The organism is Sphingobacteriaceae bacterium (assembly GCA_002319075.1).
In the GTDB taxonomy this organism is placed as follows: domain Bacteria; phylum Bacteroidota; class Bacteroidia; order B-17B0; family Aurantibacillaceae; genus Aurantibacillus.
Map to the genome: position 1 here is coordinate 4,717,783 of NVQB01000001.1, position 18,247 is coordinate 4,736,029.

General features: G+C 40.5%; 11 protein-coding genes. 4 read left to right on the forward strand and 7 right to left on the reverse strand.

Annotated features, from left to right (window positions below; translation table 11 throughout):
• Positions 1 to 38: 38 nt before the first annotated feature.
• Positions 39 to 4,826, forward strand: a complete 4,788-nt coding sequence (locus CNR22_20435) for a hypothetical protein (GenBank protein ID PBQ34046.1) — start codon at positions 39 to 41, stop codon at positions 4,824 to 4,826.
• Between the two features lie 2 nt (positions 4,827 to 4,828).
• Here the strand turns inward: CNR22_20435 and CNR22_20440 are convergent, their stop codons facing one another.
• Positions 4,829 to 5,698, reverse strand: coding sequence for a hypothetical protein (locus CNR22_20440; protein PBQ34047.1), 870 nt, complete (start codon positions 5,696 to 5,698; stop codon positions 4,829 to 4,831).
• A gap of 70 nt (positions 5,699 to 5,768) precedes the next feature.
• Here CNR22_20440 and CNR22_20445 point away from each other — a divergent pair, with 70 nt between their 5' ends.
• From CNR22_20445 to CNR22_20455, 3 genes are read left to right on the forward strand one after another with little or no spacing between them, the layout of a single operon-like run.
• On the forward strand, positions 5,769 to 10,349 hold the full coding sequence (locus tag CNR22_20445; GenBank protein PBQ34048.1) for a hypothetical protein: 4,581 nt from the start codon (positions 5,769 to 5,771) through the stop codon (positions 10,347 to 10,349).
• A gap of 32 nt (positions 10,350 to 10,381) precedes the next feature.
• A complete protein-coding gene (locus CNR22_20450) occupies positions 10,382 to 11,365 on the forward strand; it encodes a hypothetical protein (protein PBQ34049.1) in 984 nt (327 codons plus the stop codon).
• A 16-nt stretch (positions 11,366 to 11,381) separates the two neighbouring features.
• Positions 11,382 to 13,391 carry a hypothetical protein gene (locus CNR22_20455; protein PBQ34050.1) on the forward strand — a complete coding sequence of 670 codons (2,010 nt, stop codon included), beginning with the start codon at positions 11,382 to 11,384 and terminating at the stop codon, positions 13,389 to 13,391.
• A gap of 310 nt (positions 13,392 to 13,701) precedes the next feature.
• On the opposite strand, the gene CNR22_20460 is transcribed toward CNR22_20455, so the two are convergent.
• The 6 genes from CNR22_20460 to CNR22_20485 all read right to left on the reverse strand — a co-directional run bounded on the left by CNR22_20460 (position 13,702) and on the right by CNR22_20485 (position 18,185).
• Complete coding sequence (locus CNR22_20460) at positions 13,702 to 14,754, reverse strand: cytochrome-c peroxidase (protein PBQ34051.1); 1,053 nt, start codon at positions 14,752 to 14,754, stop codon at positions 13,702 to 13,704.
• Positions 14,744 to 15,277 (reverse strand): hypothetical protein, encoded by a 534-nt coding sequence (locus CNR22_20465; protein ID PBQ34052.1) that lies wholly within the window; start codon positions 15,275 to 15,277, stop codon positions 14,744 to 14,746. The genes CNR22_20460 and CNR22_20465 overlap by 11 nt, the downstream gene beginning before the upstream one ends.
• Before the next feature lie 237 nt (positions 15,278 to 15,514).
• Positions 15,515 to 16,849 carry a hypothetical protein gene (locus CNR22_20470; GenBank protein ID PBQ34053.1) on the reverse strand — a complete coding sequence of 445 codons (1,335 nt, stop codon included), beginning with the start codon at positions 16,847 to 16,849 and terminating at the stop codon, positions 15,515 to 15,517.
• On the reverse strand, positions 16,806 to 17,276 hold the full coding sequence (locus tag CNR22_20475) for a hypothetical protein (GenBank protein PBQ34054.1): 471 nt from the start codon (positions 17,274 to 17,276) through the stop codon (positions 16,806 to 16,808). Before CNR22_20475 ends, CNR22_20470 begins: the two co-directional genes overlap by 44 nt.
• A gap of 1 nt (position 17,277) precedes the next feature.
• Positions 17,278 to 17,568, reverse strand: coding sequence for a hypothetical protein (locus tag CNR22_20480; GenBank protein ID PBQ34055.1), 291 nt, complete (start codon positions 17,566 to 17,568; stop codon positions 17,278 to 17,280).
• Positions 17,569 to 17,603: 35 nt separating this feature from the next.
• Positions 17,604 to 18,185, reverse strand: a complete 582-nt coding sequence (locus CNR22_20485; protein PBQ34963.1) for an RNA polymerase subunit sigma-70 — start codon at positions 18,183 to 18,185, stop codon at positions 17,604 to 17,606.
• Positions 18,186 to 18,247: the final 62 nt, after the last annotated feature.

Consider the following 18,247-nt stretch of genomic DNA (forward strand, 5'->3'; position numbering starts at 1 on the left):
TTATAATTGATAAGCCCAAATTAATAATTTTTCCCAAGATGTACAAGCAAAGATCAGTCTCCTTTCTTTTTCTATGTTTGCTTTTATGTTTTAAATCAGGTTTGGGACAGATTACGGCAACACCGTCTTTTACAGGTTGCGCGCCCTACTCGGTATTACTGTCAGGCCCCGCAGGAGCTACCAATATTTATTGGACATTTGGATCAGCAATGGGTTCGGCTACTTTGAGTACTCCAAATCCCATTTTTTCAACTCCCGGAACTTACAATATAACCTATACCGCTCTTGTAAATAACGCGCCTGTTAACTATACCGCGCAAATTTTGGTAAAGGCGAAACCGAGTGCAAGTTATGTCGCAAACATTGCTCAAAATCATTGTGCTCCTGTGGCGGTGAGCTTTAATGGGTCGGGGGGAAGCCCCGGAAGTATTTATGTATGGGCTTTTGGAGATTTGAGTGCTCTCGGGTCAGGAGCGAGTGTTACGCATACTTACCTTACAGCTAATAGTTTTGTGCCCATATTAACAGTGATTGACGCTGTAAGTGGTTGCACTGCTACAGCACTTAATGTTACTACCGTCAATGTTTCGTCTCCGCCTGTCTTAACTCTAAATTCTTCCAATGGTTTTAATGCCTGTGCTCCTCCCTTTACAAGTAACTTCGATGCTAATGGCAGCGCTACGGGATCACCTTTGGGCGGTGCACTTACTTATGCCTGGTCATTTAACGCAGGTAATCCCTCTAATGCCGCTGGTGTGTCATCAGGAGCTATTACTTTTGGCGCCGGCATTCATACAATAACGCTAACGGGTACAGATAACAACCAATGCAGTGGTACCAAAACAGAGTACGTGTCTGTTGTAAGCCCTAGTTTAACAGCTAATTTTCCTGGTACTGTATGTATTAATGCTGCTATACCAGGCACCATCACAACAAATCAGTCTATCGCTACCGTTAGTGTCTTGGGAATTCCGGGGTCAACGGCTCTTCCGGTATTTAATGGTGTATTTGTAGAGGACACCGTATTTCTTTCGAACATACCTCCGTTTATAGCAGGATTAAATACTCTGGTAGTTAGCGTTCAACCTGCGGGTTGCCCTGCACTGACTTACACACAGGCTGTATTCGTCGAATCGATTACTGCAAGTTTTTCATGGGTAAACCCCACAGTTACCTGCCATAATCCGCTTATAGCTAACTTCGTAAATCAAACTACTTTAAATACCAGTAGCATTCTTACCTATACCTGGAATGCCGACAATGCGCCGATTAACTATAATCATGGAACTCCTTCAAGCTCGATCATTGTAGGATCGGCAAGTCCTTCATTCACTTTTACTCAGAATCATCCAAATCCTTACACCATTTACCAACCTTTCCAGCCCATGATTACGCTTATTGCGGAATCGCCTTTTGGTTGCAAATCTAAATTTTTACTGGATGGCTCTATCCTAATAAGACCCACCGCGTTTTTCAAGAAAGATACAATGCAGGGCTGCGTGCCTTTGGTCGTCACATTTACGGATGTGAGCACCTCGCACACCAACTTTCCAATTACAAGTTACACCTGGTGCAGTGGCACAGCGCCACCTACCTACACAACAGGTACCATCTCTAGTCCACCCCCTTTTGGTAGTGGAATTCCAACCATCAGTGTCACGTATTCTATCCCTGGTACCTATCACCCTTATTTAATAATTGCGACTGCCGGAGGATGTTCGGATATTTCATTTCTGGACTCCATCGTAGTAGCAGCTCCGCCTGTTTTAAGCGCTACTTTTCCTGCGTCTGTTTGTGCCGGACAACCCTTTACGATGTCGTTGAGCAGCACACCGAGCTCTACTTTGGTAGATCACTGGCATGTTACTACAGATACCTCTTTTTTCTCCGGATGCGTCACCTCCTCAAATCCCTCTTTTGCAATGACACATCCGGGAACCCACTCAGTCACCGTAACAGGATATACGGCCGGCTGCAAGGGTGAAACGGCTTTAGCACAGACTGTACTCGTAAAGGGGCCGGTTGGAAAATTCAGGATGATCACGGATTGCAGTGGCAACAAACGTGAGGTAAATTTTAATGTTCGCCTTCAGGAAGCTGCCTCTGCGACACTCAATTTTGGAGACGGCAATAGTACAACCTTATCTGGTAATCCATCCGGTTCTGTAAGCTACACCACCGGTATTAGTCATATTTACGCTATAAGTGGAAATTACACGGTTACGCTCACCAGCTCCGGCAATAATGGGTGCGCACCTTATGTGTTTCAGCAGATCGCCAAAATAAGAAGTGCAAAAGCCAACATCCTTTATAATGGCAATCCCATTCCCGCCCTACCAGCAGCTATGGCATGTGTGAGGGATCCCTATGATTTTACCGGAAAATATTCAACCGATCACGATCTAAGCTGCGAGAGTCATTACACCTGGTTTTATGAAGCGCCCACTTATACCCTGGCTCCTGCGCACATGAATTTTATTTCATCACCTCCACATCCGAGGGAAAATTTCTCCTCGGTAATAATGCCGCCGCCGATTTATTTTATGGTTGTTGACCCCATCTCGCGTGATACTTTTCGCTATGCAGGCACTTACACCATTGGTTTGCGTGTAAAAGATATTAATGGCTGCATCGACGAACAAAGAATACCATTTCGAATAAGCAGTGCTGTACCTGTATTTACCTTCGCGCAAAATCCGGCATGTTTATCTGCCGGTGAAGTTACTGTGATAAATACGACACAAAACGCGCAGATCCCTCCCGATACCATTACCAGCTATACCTGGAACTTTGGCGATAATACCGCTGATACGAGTGGTAACAATCCTTATTTTATTCCCAAACATAAATATTACAATACACCACCTCCAAGCCAAACCTTTGCAGTAATGTGTATCGCGTCGAACGATGCGGGCTGTATTGACACGACGATTCATGCTATTCAAATAAATAATCCTATCCCTAACTTTTTTCCGAGTACCTCCTTTCCATGCGTACCAAAGGGTTCGGCCGGACTGGTTTCTTTTTCAGCAACATCCGGCTATGCGTCTTATAGTGTTAATTATGGTGGACCGGCATCTACGTGGAGCAACACGAACACTTACAATGGCGTTATAAAAAGTTTTTCGCCGCCCGGTATTTATATTCCAACCCTTACCGTTACTGACAATGCCGGGTGTAAGGCAAGTGAATCTTTAACCATTACGGCTCTTGGTCAGCCTACCGCGAGTATAGCTTTTCCGGATGGTAGAATTGGTTATTGCAAAGGCTCAAATGTTATCTTAAAAAGTAATTCCAATATTCATGTTACTCCTATCACGAATTTTAGCTGGCATGTTGGGAGTATTATCAGCAGTCAGAATGCAGATACTCTTGGAAATACTTATTTTGCGCCGGTTACCACGGTGAGTTTAATCGTATCTATGACGAGTCTTTCGTTCTGTCCGAGTACAACAACCGTGAATGTTTATATTTATGATCCTCTAGCGTATGCTAACGTTAGCCCAACACTCATTTGCCTCGGAGAAAAATTAAATGTCAGTATACAAATTGAACGTGATGTGGCGCACTGGCAATGGTTCTTTGGCGATTTTGTACAACAACCCATTCGTTACAACACGGCCTTTACACCAACTTTAGAGAGTTATGCTTACACCACATTTCCAACATCCGGAGTAAACGGAAATGCAGTGGTGACCTTGTCTTACAATGCCACTAATGATGGAAAAAATGGCTGCCCTCAATCAGTTGAGGTCCCCATTCGGATAATTAAGGTGGAATCTGATTTTAAAAACCTGGCGGACATCTATGCTCATTGTTTAAAAATCGGCGACACCTTCACCAGCACAGCTACCAATTTTCCTGAACTGAATTTAAATTACGATTGGAATTTTGGCGATCAAACTACCGGTAGTGGTCCGCAGGCTGCGTATACGCACACTTATACAAATGCCGGAGTATACACAGTCACACTAACTACGCGCGACATAGATTACGGGTGTAAAGCGATCTCCACAAAACAGATGACTCTATTTCCATTGCCTTCCGCCACAATAAGTGCCAGGCCAAATGTTTGTCCGAATGCACAGTTTCTTATTGAAGGCCAGGGAACACCGGGAATTTCAGGCTTACTTACAGGAACTATGAATCCTGTGATGAGTGACACTTTAAAATTTAATGCAGCCAATACTTTTACCAGCATAGGAACTTTAACACTCAGCGGAAATATTTATTTAACCGTAACTGACGAGAATAAGTGTAGCAATGTATCGAATAATTATTATGTAAATGTTCAAAAAGCAGCTCCTCAAATCATTTGGGATACAACCGTAATTATTGGCCAGATTGTGCCATTGAATGCTTTTGTGGGCGCTGGCTACACTTATACATGGACACCTTTGACTTCCTACCTAAATTGTGATGTCTGTAACATTTATAACCCGGTTTCAAGCACTACTGCAAGTATTGTTTACAGCGTAGCCGTGGAAGATGAATTGAATTGTTCGGTTGTGAAAAATACTTATAGAATTAATGTGGAAATAAAAGTTAGTCTTGATGTGCCCACCGCTTTTACGCCTAACGGGGATGGCATTAACGACATCATTTATCCAAATGGTTGGGGCCTTCGTAAACTAAATTACTTTAAAATTTTTAACCGCTGGGGTCAGCTTATTTTTGAAAGTAATGATCTGAATATAGGTTGGGACGGGGTTTTTCAGGGTGTTCCGCAAAATATGGAAACTTATGTTTACCAGGTATCGGCTGAAACTTTTTCGGACAAACAGCCCACACTCTCTAAAACAGGAACCTTTAAATTACTTCGCTAAACTCAATGCAGGTAATGTCGCTGCGTTAAAACAATGGTTGCCATAAAATTATATTGTTCCTGAGAGAAACGGCAGCGGCAGTTAAAATAACTCATGTAATTATCTACAGGAGAGATATAGTAGTCGTTATTTGCGTCCTTTGCTCCCGGTGAATTATCACATGGAGGGCCGCCTCCTGAGTTTTGAGGATAACCATCGGCCTCGGTATCACAAAAGCCATCTCCTTTGGTAGTGCAGTTAGTTCGGTTAACGAGTTCCTGGCTTGGCGTTGATGTAGACGTTGAACTTATTTCAGAAAAGGTATGTGGTAATCCTAAAAAATGTCCCATTTCATGAATCGCTACAACTCCGGAAGTATCAGCCATGGAAGCTTTCTCCACAACTATCACATCTTTACCACCCGGATAGTAAGCATAGCCAGCTGCTTCTCCTAAAATTGTCTGAGGAATATAAAAGTTAATGGTATTCTCTGTGTACCAGTTTTTGGTAACTACAGCTTCTATTGTGTCTTTAGACCAGCGGTTATAAGGATGCACCGGAATTATAACAGTACTGCAATTCATAAACGAAACACAAATGCGTTTGAAAGTTCTGTTCAAACGGTTGATGATATCATTGAGATTGGTCTGAGTTACACCATTGTTTCCGCTGCTGTCGGCAATGATGTAAAATACAATGGAGAGTTTTTTATTTACACAAATGTCATGGTTTAGTGTATTGACAAGGTTTTGGGTGTTAGCAGCATTATATCTTACCTGCATATAATTTGCCGGAAGAACAGCTGCGCAACCTGAGTTGCCCGCTGATGGAGCGGTTTGAGAATATCCTTTAAAAAAATAAAGTATAAAAAAGAGGAAGAGTTTGTTTTTCAAAATTTGGGTAGATCTGATGTAAATGAATTTTTTAATTATATTTGACTTTCAAATTTAGAATTTTTCTTAGATGCCCAAACAAAAAAGTTCCATTTGGTTTATATTATTTTGTCTGGTACTTAGCAACACTCTTCTTGCACAAATAAGTTCAACAAGCGGACCCATTAATTTATGCGCTCCTTCCAGTGTTTCCTATAGCTCACCGGCAGGCGCTTCCAGCGTCACCTGGAATTTCGGAGCCTATGGAACTTTCAACATTCCCTCTGGTAACTTTAACGTAACCACCGCCAGTACTTTTAACGCTGTGTTTAGCGGAATAGTAAATGGCAGTAACGTCACTTTTACGGTTCCTGTTGCTGTACACGCGAAGCCTACAGCCAGTTTTAGTGTTAGTGAGCCTGCAAATTCCTGCGCGCCAAAAACAGTGACACTTACCGATGTAAGTACTTTTTCTTCTCCACTGCAAAACTGGCAATGGGTTTATGGAGACGGTAACCAGTTAGTTTCCTCCACCGGAGGTACCCATGCCTATACTTATACGTCTCCCGGCGCATATAGCATTGCGCTCATTGTAACGGATGCAAATGGCTGTGATGCACAATATACCTACGGGCCCATTACCGTTATAAATCCGCCTATTGCAATAATTAATTCTAATCCTGCTTTACTAACAGGCTGCTCTTCGACTTTTGCTGCGGCGTTCAGCGCCAGTAATTCAGTGGGATCCAATCTTAGCTACAATTGGGATTTTGGCAATGGTCAAACATCCACACAGATGACCAGTTCCAGTATTACCTTCACTTCTCAATCGCAATCTTACCCGGTAACTCTAACAGTAAGCGCAGGCGGTTGCACTGCAGTGGCATTGACTTATGTGACCGTTAGTCCTGCTACATTAAGTGTTGTTATACCCGGTACCCTTTGCCTGAACGCACCTTCAGCGGCTACAGTAACAACCAACCAACCATTCACTTCCTGGAATCTTGGTAACGGAAATTCTATTTTTCCGGCTTCCAATTCATCTGTTACGGTCATCTCTATTCCTGGTTATACAGCTTCAGGAATTTATACCATCACCGTGTCGGCGGGAAGTGCTCCTTGCATAGCTACCCCGATTATACAAACGGTAATTGTAGATCAGGTAACAGCCGCGTTTACAGGTCCTTCGAGTGTGTCCTGTAGTTCCATAGCAGCTTTAACTTTTACGAACCAGTCTTCAGCCAACGCTACGCAGTATTCGTGGACTTACAGCAAATATCCCACGGGTAGTTCACTTACTAACACACTGGCAAATCCAACGCTCACATTCACCCAGGGGAGCATAAATCCTTATACCATTTTTTACAGTGCTTATGTTTCTACAGTTAACCTGGTAGTGAACTCGGCGGCGGGTTGCATAGGTACTGCCAGCCATGTTTATACTGTTATAGAAAGGCCTACAGCCTGGTTTAATAAAGATAAAAAAGAAGGCTGCAGTCCGCTAACCGTTAATTTTAGAGATAGCAGTTTTATATTTACAGCAAATACACCTAGTCCAAACCCTATTACCAGTTACACCTGGAATAGCGGGGAAACACCCCCTGTTATTGTCTCAGGAGCGGTTGCCCCTCCAAATAAAATTCCTGCACAGTCTTTTACCTACAGTGCAGCCGGAACTTATACGCCTTTTTTGATTATTCAAACAGCTAATGGCTGTACTGACATCTCTTTCATTGACACGGTAATTGTTGTGAACACTCCTACTATAAATTTTTCATTTGCTCCTGCAGTTGTATGTCCGAATCAGGCTGTACAAATAACCAACCTCACTACAAACTCTACGGCTATACAACACTGGCATGTGGAAAGTGATGATGGTTTTTTCTCAGGCTGCGTGAATGATGCACAACCTTCGTGGAAATTTACACATATCGGAACGCATACCATTTCTTTGTCAGGTTACCTGCACAGTTGCAAAGGTAGTTCGCTGTCTCCGCAAACCATACAGGTAAAGGGTCCCATCGTTGAAACCAGATTTGAAACCAATTGCACTAACCGTTTAAATGTTGGTTTTGTTTCTACATTAGAAGGAGTTAGTAATGCTACGCTGAATTTTGGAGATAATAGTTCTACGACCTTTACAGGTAATCCAAATGGCGTTGTTGTCAATTCTTTTCCCGCGCATACCTATTCGGCCAGTGGCGATTATACAGTAAAGATCGAAGGCAGTAATGCTACCAGCGGATGTGGTAACAGTACATTTACAACAGTGGTGCAGGTAAGGGATGTTTCCGCAAGTTTCTCAAGTTCTTCTGTAAGTTGTATTTCGTCAAATGCTTCCTTTAATGCAAGTGCGTCTGCTGATGTTCTTGTTTCCTGCCGGAGAGGGTATGTTTGGTATGTTGATAATCTTCCTCCTGTTGAAGATGATTCTCCTTTTTTTAGTAAGGTATTCACAAGCACGGGTATTCATACTATAACTTTATGGGTAAAAGATGTAAACAGCTGCAGTGATACCGTGATAAAAACCATTCGGGTAAGTAGCGTGACGCCGGTTTTTTCAATGAATTCAAACACGGTTTGTTTGTCTACAAGCACTATTCAACTTACTAATACAACTTCGCAACTTACCGATCCGGTTACAAACTACAGCTGGAATTTTGGAGATGGCCAATCATTTACTACTACCTCCCAGGCACCTATTACACATTCTTATAACTCTGCCATTGTTCCTTTCACAAATTACACTGTAAGTTTAACGGCCTTAAATTCTGTAGGTTGCAGCAAAACGGTAAGTACTAATCTGCAAGTAATACTTCCTCCGGTTGGTTTTTTAGCTTCGCCACAGAATCTTTGCCTTGTAGGAACATCACCTGGAACCGTAAACTTTACTTCTCAAAACGCGAATTCCAGTTATACTTTAAATTATGGCGTTAGTCCGGGTTCAACCCTAATAACAAGTGCTGCCAGCACATCTTATACTTACGCAAATGCTGGAAGCTATTTTGTAACAATGCAAGTGAAGAATGCGGCAGGTTGTTTAAATTCCGGCAGCCTTACCATTAATGCCGTTGTAACGCCCACTGCCGAGTTTCTGTTTAATGGCGCAGGTTCTACAGGAGGCTATAATTTTTGTTCTGGCAAACTGGTAACTTTTACAAATGTAAGTCTCCCTGCGCCTGGCACTCCCACCTGGAATTTAGGTTCTGGTATTCTTACAAATAATGGGGATGTGGTGACTGCTTTTTATACAACACCAACCTCAAGTGTCGTAGCAGTTACTCTAACGGTTGGCACCGGAGCACCTGCTTATTGCAGAGGCTCTGTCACTAAAAATTTTACCATCACTGCTGTGAGTGCAGAGATAGCGCTTAGCAAAACACTTGTTTGTGTGGGTGATTCTATTAAGCTTACAATTGCAAATGCAAATAATGTTGGTTCGTGGATTTGGGATTATGGAGATGCTACGCCAAGCGGAACTGTTTTTGCGGGTGGATCTGCAACTAATTATACAACCCATGCTTACACAAATTACACCTCTACTACAGCTGGAATTGCGAGTGTGTCGTTAATCTATTGGTCAAATGGTGGCGCCTGTAAGGAGGGTACAGATACGCTTGTAAGAATTGTGAACATTGATCCGGATTTTAAACGTAACAACGAGCTCTTAATGGTAGACTCTATGCACTGTGTGAATGTGCCCGATCTTTTTACAAATGCTTCTGTGTCTAATTCATCCTTCTTAAATTATGCCTGGAAGTTTTCAGATGGTTTTAATTCAACATTAAAAGATCCTGCTTACACTTTTACAAATGCGGGTTCTTACCAGTTAACACTCACCGCTACCGGAGAAAATAATTGTAAAGTTTCTGCCATAAAAAACATGACGATTTTTCCTTTGCCTACGGCTACAATTTCAGGTGGAGCGAATTGTCCGAATCTTCCATTTTTAATTTACGCCAACAGTGTGCCCGGAGTGGTCAGCGGCACCTGGTCGCCGGCTTCAGGCATGGTTAGTGCTCCTGCATTTACCACCGCATCTTCTGCATTCTCGTCTTCTGCCATAGCCTCGTACGATGCTACTTATTCTTTAAGTGTTACTGATGAAAAAGGATGTGTGAGCATGCCCACATCAACAACTATTACTATTCAGCAGCCGCCTCCGGTTATTATCTGGGATACAACGGTGGTTGTGGGAGAACCTGTACCTATCAATGCCTATGTTGGTGATTACAATTATACATGGACTCCCGTTGTGAGTGCACTCAATTGTGTAAATTGTTATAGCCCACTATCAACGTCAACTGTAGATATTACTTACAGTGTTTCTGTTGAAGATACTTTGCATTGCTCTGCTATAACAAGTAAATACAGTATTAAGATTTTACCTAAGTCGAGCATCGATGTTCCTACTGCCTTTACGCCCAACGGAGATGGTATTAACGACGTGATATATGTAGCAGGTTGGGGCATAAAAAAACTAAATTATTTTCGTATATTTAATAGGTATGGACAATTAGTATTTGAAACAAACGATTTAAAAACAGGTTGGGATGGGGTGTACAGAGGTGTAATGCAGAACATTGAAACTTATGTTTACCAGGCTTCTGTAGATACTTATATCGACAGTGAACCCATTTTAAAAACCGGAACTTTTAAATTAATAAAGTAGTCTTGAAAAAATTTAGCTTTTATAGTTTGTTGATGGTTCTGTTTTTAATAAATACAGCATCGGCGCAGGATATTCATTTCAGTCAGTATTATTTTTCCCCTTTGTCTTTAAATCCTGCAAACACAGGCAACTACCACGGCGATTACCGCATCTTCGGAAACTACCGTAGTCAGTGGAGAGAATTAGACAAGGCTTATAACACTTATTCAGCTGGAGGAGATCTTAATCTTTATCCTAACAATGTAAATGTTAGTCCTGGCTTATTATTTATCAGCGACCGCTCTGCGAGTTATTTGTCGGTAACCAAAATATTACCTTCTGCGGCAATACATTTAAAACTGGCTGGTTTTAAATTGCATGCAGGTGTGCAGCCGGGTATTGTTATTAAGACTATTGATTTTTACAAACATTCTTTTCCGAATCAGTTAAACTGGAATACAGGAGAATTCGACAACACGCTTCCTAATACAGAGCCTAATGTTGGTCAACGTTTCACCTATTTCGATCTCAATGCTGGGTTTGCAGCTTCCCGGAAGATTGGAAAGTTTGAACCCGAGATTGGCTTTGCCGCCTTTCATTTAAATCGTCCACGCGAAAGTTTTTTAGACAATAAAAATAATAAGCTTCCGGTAAGAGAGGCTCTCAATGGGGCCATCAGCTATTCAGTAACTCCCAAAGTGATTCTCAAACTTCACAGCTTATATGGCTACACTACCAAGGCTAACGATTGGGTAAGTGGTTTAAATGTGGAATACGTTTTATCGCGTACAGCCTTTTTCGCTAATTCTGTATTTGTGGGGTTCATGTGGCGCGATGGTTTTAAAAGAAATTACGATGCAGGAATTGTAACAGCGGGATTTAACTATAGTCATTATACTGTTGGGTTTAGCTACGACATTACGCTGTCGGAATTAAAAACAGCAGTTAATAGTAAAGGAGCCCTGGAGTTGGCTTTTATTTACCGCGCAAAAAGTACACGTCTGACCAAAAAAGTTATTCCTTGTGAGAGATATTAGGCTTATATGTTTTTTTATGTTTTTGGTTGCGACGTGTTGGTCGCAAACTGATAGTACTACCTTAAAAACGGCTGGTGGTAAGTCTTTAAAACGCCTGGGAAAAAGCGCTTTAAAGCAGAATGATCCCAGCTCTGCCATCATTTTTCTGGAGGCCTACGTGGCAAAAAATAAAAAAGATGCCGAAGCCCAGGCTTTACTCGGAAAAGCTTACATGGAAATTCGTGACTACGACCGTGCTCAGCACATGTTTTTGAAGGCTTACACCACCGACAAAGCAAAGGCTCCAGAAGCCTTGTATTATCATGCTTTGATGATGAAATCGAATGCCCAATACGATAGCGCGAGAATGAATTTTCAAAAGTTTAAAAAAGAATACAAAGGAGACAATAAAAAATTAAAAAAATTGGCGACGCGTGAAATCGTTTTTTGCGATTCGGTTGTAAGAATTATTGGTTCAGAATTTAAAATTGTTATCCAACATCTTGATACTTCTATAAATAAAATAAATACAGAGGGCGCTCCTGTAAACTTTGATGACGATAAGCTTGTTTTTACCTCTCTGCGTACAGAAAAAGAAGAGTATCTCATCGAAGACGATACGGCGGCGGCGATTAAAAGAAAACTTTATTTTGCGAAAAGAGTAAATGACAATTGGCAGTTTGGCAGTGAATACGCTTCCAATCTTAACGACCCGGATTTTAATACAGGAAACGCCAGTTTTAGTCCCGACAGGCAACGAATTTATTTTACACGGTGCAAATTAAATATTATGGAAAAAATGGTCTGTGCCATTTATGTTTCTGAAAAAAGTGGTGATGGATGGACTGAGCCAGTGAAACTTCCTAAAGAAATTAATAATCCGAAATATACGTCTACCATGCCGGCGGTAACCATCGATCCTGTAAAAGGAAATGATGTTATTTATTATGTAAGTAACAACAAGGAGGGCAGGGGAGGTCTGGACATCTGGTACACGGTTTATGATAAGAAAAATAAAAAATACAAAGCCCCTAAAAACGCGGGATCCAAAATAAATACTTCGCAGGATGAGATCAGTCCTTTCTTCGATACAGAAACGCGTACACTTTATTTCAGTTCTAATGGACTAGGTGGACTAGGCGGTTACGATATTTTTAGAAGTAAAGGAGACGGTAAAAGATTTACAGGCAGCGAAAATATTGGTCAGCCTATTAACACTGGCGCTGACGATATTTTTTATACGATTTCTACCAATAGGGGTGAAGGTTTTTTTGTGAGTAACCGCAAAGGGGGGAACGCTTTAAAAAATAAAACCTGTTGCGACGATATTTATTTTTATAAACACGCTGAGTACGTTCGTTTATTTGTTGCAGGAAACATAAGTAATATTTTAGATAAGAGCGATGCTGTTAAAAACGCGACCATAGAATTGTATATTAAAGATAAAAAAACAAACGAAAAATTTCTTGTAAAGACAATAAACACGGATGATCTGGGAAATTACAGAACCGCAGTAGATGCCGGTCAGGAATATTTCCTTGTGGTGAAAAAAGATGATTTTCTGGGAACCAGCGAAGACGTATCTACAGTAGGTATTACAAATTCGAAAGATATTATCAGAGATTTACAAATGATTGAGAAACCGAAAGAGCCGGTTAATATTCCAAATATTCTTTATGAGTTCGATAAATCTAATTTGTTGCAGGAAAGTAAATCTGCTTTAGATGCTACTATATTAAAAACAATGCTATTAAATCCGGAAATTATCGTCGAGATTCAGTCTCATACCGACAATAAAGGAAGTGACGCCTATAACCAGAAACTCTCTCAAAAACGGGCAGAGAGCGTTGTATCCTACTTGATTAGTAAGGGTATTGATGCTAAGCGTTTAAGAGCTAAAGGATTTGGCGAGAGTTCTCCCATCGCTCCAAACGAAAAACCAGATGGCAGCGACAACCCAGAAGGCCGGTCAAAAAACAGACGTACAGATTTTAAAATTGTCGGTGTTGTGGATGCTGAAATTATCAATTATTCTAACGAGGAGTAATCGCGCATTCGCATATCTGTAAATCTTTTGTCGGGTAAAAATTCTCTTTCTAGTATACTTTCAGTAGGGATGCGTTGGTTAATTTTTGTTGAAGGAGTTTAAAAAGCACTCGTTTTAATGTATAAATGCTCAGCCTTATTTGACGGTTCAAAAAGGTTAGGTTATTCTATTTTTAGCGGGTAAAACAAAACGCGACTAATTAAGTCAAACAGTGGCGATATTGAAGAGAGAATGGGTGAGAGCTTACGCACACTGATTTCAAAATCGTGGGTGTTATAGATGCAGAGCTTATTTACGATGAAAATGGAGATCAATAGTTCACTCCTGGATCTGCAAATCTTCTATCGTATAAAAATTCTTTGTCTGTAAGCGTCATTAAAAAAGCGAGAAGATCTTTCTTTTCTGTCTCATTTAGTGTTCCTATTTTTAAAAGGGAAAGATCTGCAGATTTCTCAAAATTTTTTGGACTGGAATAGTAGTTCACTACTTCTCTTAAATTCCTGAACCGCCCGTCGTGCATGTAAGGATAGGTCATCGCAATGTTTCTTAAACCGGGTACTTTAAAACAATTTTTATCTTTTTCCACACCAGTAATTTTAAAGCGTCCGGAGTCTTTGAGTGATGTATCTGTTTTTATGCCGTTGTTTCTGTAACTATTGTCTGTAAACAGCGGCTCTGTATGACAATTAGCGCACTTTGAGCGGAAGAGTTTTAATCCCTGTAATTCAGCTTTTGAAAAGGTATCCTGATGGTTTAAAAATTTATCGTAGCGGGAATTTGAACTAACCATAAGTCCTGTAAATTGTGCGAGAGATTTCAGAAGACGTTCAGAATTAATGATTGTATCGTGGTAGGCTTTTTTAAATAACTGTGCGTAAGTGGAATCCCTTTTTAGTTTTAAGAGAACATTGCTCAATGTTTCGTCCATTTCAAGGGGATTTGTAATAGGATTTAAAGGCTGAACTTCTAAATTATTTACGCCGCCATCCCACATATAACTGTCTTGCCAGATCAGGTTTTGTAATGCTGGAATATTTCTTGTCCCTATGCGTCCATTAATGCCATGACTTAAGCGGTGATCAATGTGCGCAAATGCTGCAATACGCTGATGACACGAAGAACAGCTAATGGAATTGTCTTTTGAAAGTATGTTGTCGTAAAATAATCTCCGCCCCAATATAAAAACATCGGGACTCAATTTATTTTTAGCAAAGGTATACTTAGGTTTAGGAAATCCTTTTGGTATTTTTAATTCAACATCCTTCGCTGTTATATTGAAAAAGGGATTGTCATTCGTAAAGCTTACAAAGAACAAGCAAAGCAGGAGAAGTGTAAAAGAGAAATATGTAATTTTAATTCTCATGCTTCGAAGTCAAAAGTTTGAACATCTCTTTGTAATTGTCTGCAATGCCGGGAGCGTTATGAAAGTCTGTTACAGAAGGAAGTTTTTCAAAATCGACTGGAGTGTTGCTCATTAAAACTTTTAACACGTCTGCTTCTAAATAAAGTGATTGCCGCGAATCTTTCTCAGTGAATTTTAGATCTTTTAGCGGAAGGTAAATTTTACGTATGCAGTTATTTGCGTTTTTATAGCCACCAATATGGTATTCCAGAATATGTGCGGGCAGGGGCGAAACAGGAGAGCTTCCTTCCAGTTTTAAAAAAATGTAGCCGCTATTCCAGGCCCAGAACATAGCATTAACAGGGTCTAAAGCGCCTGACTGGGCACCACTGCAATTATGCAAACTGTCTACTCCAAGTATAAAACTTAAAGAAGTAAAATTCCCAAAAGGAATGTTTTCAAGGATCAGATGTTTTGATTGCTGCTCGTCTTCGTTTACTAAAAAATACAGGTCTGATTGAAAAACTTTACCGTTGTCCTGCATTAATTGAAATTGTCCGAGATAATATTTGAACTTGCTAATAGTAAAAGTTTGATGAAGTGTGTTGGTATAACTCGTCGAGTCTAGCTTTAAGGGAAGAGATCCAACAACATGTGAAATAGCGAGTTCTAGTTGCCCCTTATTTTGAGCACTTAAAAAGAAAGAAAAGCCGGATAAGATTACCAAGTAGATCACTCGTAGCAAGGAGCCTGACCCCATTTTTACCCGGCTTTTCACTAGTTATTTTTTAATGATTTTCTGAGTGATTTTGTCTTTGCCTGCCTCCATAACCAAAGAATAAACTCCCTGTGGAAGATCTGTCATGTCAAGTGTGTAAGCGATACTTGGCTGTAAATATTCCATTGTTTTAACGAGTTTGCCGCTAACATCATACAAGTTTCCTTTTACATTGTTTTTACTTTGCTCATCCATATAAATAAAAACATAATCCTGGGTTGGATTCGGCATCATCTTAAATTTAATAGTACTTAATGGATTTTCTTTTAAGCCGGTTGCAAGAGGACTATAAACAGTAGTTGATTCCGTAATAGTATTGTGTCCTCCCGGATTGTTTGGTCCAGCGGCTATGTTACCACTTTGCACCACTCCGTAATAGGTTCCGAAAAGTGTATAAGGAAATACCGGGTTCAGGTTCGCGTCTATTGTAACGAAGTACGCATAAGTCCCATTCGGATATTCAGGTGTTTTACAAAACCTTCCGTTTCTGAAATCAAGGTCTCCTGAAGCTGCAGTGAAAATATGATCTTCAATAAAACAGCCTGCAGGATAAGTAGTGTTTACTGCAGGTCCGTTAACACGGGTTGTTGCTGTCGAAACCGAATAACTGCTTACCATACGTTTAATTCCGCCTGTACCATCTGTATTTGCATACCCATAGGCGCCATAAACAGGAAAACCGTCAAAAGCATAACCGATAATTGGAGAATGTTTTGTATTATCATTCACATCGTATAAACACTTAGGACTCACATGATGATGGTATTCGCCCTGTTGTTGTGCATGACCCAAGCAATTATCGAAGCTCGGCTCTTCAAAATAATAGGCATTTCTATTCCAAACACCAGCATTGTTATAAGATTGAGCGTCGGACACATTAAAAATGCTCACGCCATTACTAAAAACGCCAATGTGCCCATTTCCAATGGCAGTTGCGGTACCTGTGTTTTGTTGTGGATTGCGCGTTATTTTAAAAACGAAATTCTGGTTACTTGCCACATTTGGATTAGACCAGGGACCAATGGCATAACCCGGAATGCAGGTACAACTCACATAAACGTCGTTGCTTGAGTACTGCACGGTTTGCACGTTGGAAAGAATACCAGCATAACCCGTAGCGTTAGTTGTGTTACGGATCCAGGAACTGATTTCTGGACCTACCTGTGCCTGTGCGGTGAATGCCGCTGAAAATGCGACTGCTAAAAATTTTGTTTTATTCATGTGTGTTAGTTTATTTTTGACTGTTGTTTGTTTAGATGTTCTTTTAAAATAAAACTTGCGCGCTTCTGAAAATTTATTTGGGTGGACCATTGTGAGCAAATAAAGCTGCAAGATCATCTGCTAGTAAATTGAATTTTTCAAGTTGATCTTTTTTGCAAAGGGCTTTAATTTCGAGAAAGTGATTAAAATTTACATGATCAATCGCTTTTTGGTTTAAGGCAATGAGGTTCATTAATGAGTCGGATTTTTTCATATACTCTGGCTCCTTTAAAAGAGAAAAAAGTTGCTGATGAAGTGCGCGCGAGGCTTGTTCTAATTTGCGACTATTGCGACGGTGCGCGTCGATGGTGATTTGGTAAGCTTTCTGTTGCGCCGCGTCATAGCCAAGACGGTCAATAATAATTTGTTTTGGTCCTTCGCCTCGTGGTGGCCTCCCGAAATTTTCGTGTCTGGCCGTTTTGCTGAATAAAACGAATGCAAGGGTAGCCAGGTTTACTAGCACTAAGATCGTCACTGTTAGGATTATTAATTTTGAGCGCTTCATTTTAATTGTAATTAATGCTGTTTGTATTCATTAATTGTAAATCGTGCGATAAAGGTTCTAGTCCGCTGTTAGTTGTGCCAAAACCGGATATGCTGATAACGAGCAGATTTATACAAAGCAGCAAAAGCAGCGTTGCTCCTGCAAGCCAGGCCAGGCGGGTGGGAATGGATTCCTTTTCCTCACTCTGAAGTCTGTTTAAGATTTTAGAATACAAATAAGGGCTCGCCTCAGCCGGACGTATACGCTCCAGGCTATTTTCGGTTTCGTTTATCCACTTTTCTTTTGCGTTCATATACTATTAGATGTTTAATAATTTAAAAACTTGCGCTATTTTTCATTTTCTTCGTAATAATTTTTCAAAAGCCCTTGCAGTTTTTGTTTTGCCCTGAACATAAGAGATTCTACAGAACTTAGTGAAATATTCATAACACCGGCTATTTCTGCATAACTCAAATCTTCGAGCTTATGCAAGATAAAAGCTGTTTTTTGATTTTCAGAAAGCTGGTCGATTGCCTTAAATAAAATAACAGCTCTTTCTTTATTTTCGAGCCTCACTCTCGGATGATAAAAATCAGAAACAGGCAATTTCATTTCTTCACCTTGATTAGTGAAGAGAGACTGTAAGAACGCAAATCTTTTTTTTCGTTTTTTTCGTCTTAAAAAATCAAGCGCTGTGGTAACTGTAACACGATAAACCCAGGTGGATAAAGAAGATTCGCCTTTAAAGCGCTTAATGGATCTGTAAATAAGAATAAAGACTTCCTGACTAAGATCCTCCGCATCTTCAGTGTTTTGAACAATTCCAAGACAGGTATTGTAAACCTTGGTTTGAAACTCTTTTACAAAAGATTCGAAAGCAAACGAATCACCCGATTTTAGAAGCGCTATTTTTTCCGACTCTGTCAAAATTATTAAGCAATGATAAACTTCTTTATGCAAGGAAAAAAGAAGTAACGCTTTATTTCACCTCA

What these genes read in the sequence shown, in the direction of transcription:
- CNR22_20470 (PBQ34053.1), bottom strand. Translation starts at nt 16,849, where the DNA reads ATGATCTTGCAGCTTTATTTGCTCACAATGGTCCACCCAAATAAATTT.
- CNR22_20450 (PBQ34049.1), top strand. Translation starts at nt 10,382, where the DNA reads ATGGTTCTGTTTTTAATAAATACAGCATCGGCGCAGGATATTCATTTC.
- CNR22_20460 (PBQ34051.1), bottom strand. Translation starts at nt 14,754, where the DNA reads ATGAGAATTAAAATTACATATTTCTCTTTTACACTTCTCCTGCTTTGC.
- CNR22_20435 (PBQ34046.1), top strand. Translation starts at nt 39, where the DNA reads ATGTACAAGCAAAGATCAGTCTCCTTTCTTTTTCTATGTTTGCTTTTA.
- CNR22_20475 (PBQ34054.1), bottom strand. Translation starts at nt 17,276, where the DNA reads ATGAAGCGCTCAAAATTAATAATCCTAACAGTGACGATCTTAGTGCTA.
- CNR22_20455 (PBQ34050.1), top strand. Translation starts at nt 11,382, where the DNA reads ATGTTTTTGGTTGCGACGTGTTGGTCGCAAACTGATAGTACTACCTTA.
- CNR22_20445 (PBQ34048.1), top strand. Translation starts at nt 5,769, where the DNA reads ATGCCCAAACAAAAAAGTTCCATTTGGTTTATATTATTTTGTCTGGTA.
- CNR22_20480 (PBQ34055.1), bottom strand. Translation starts at nt 17,568, where the DNA reads ATGAACGCAAAAGAAAAGTGGATAAACGAAACCGAAAATAGCCTGGAG.
- CNR22_20465 (PBQ34052.1), bottom strand. Translation starts at nt 15,277, where the DNA reads ATGCAGGACAACGGTAAAGTTTTTCAATCAGACCTGTATTTTTTAGTA.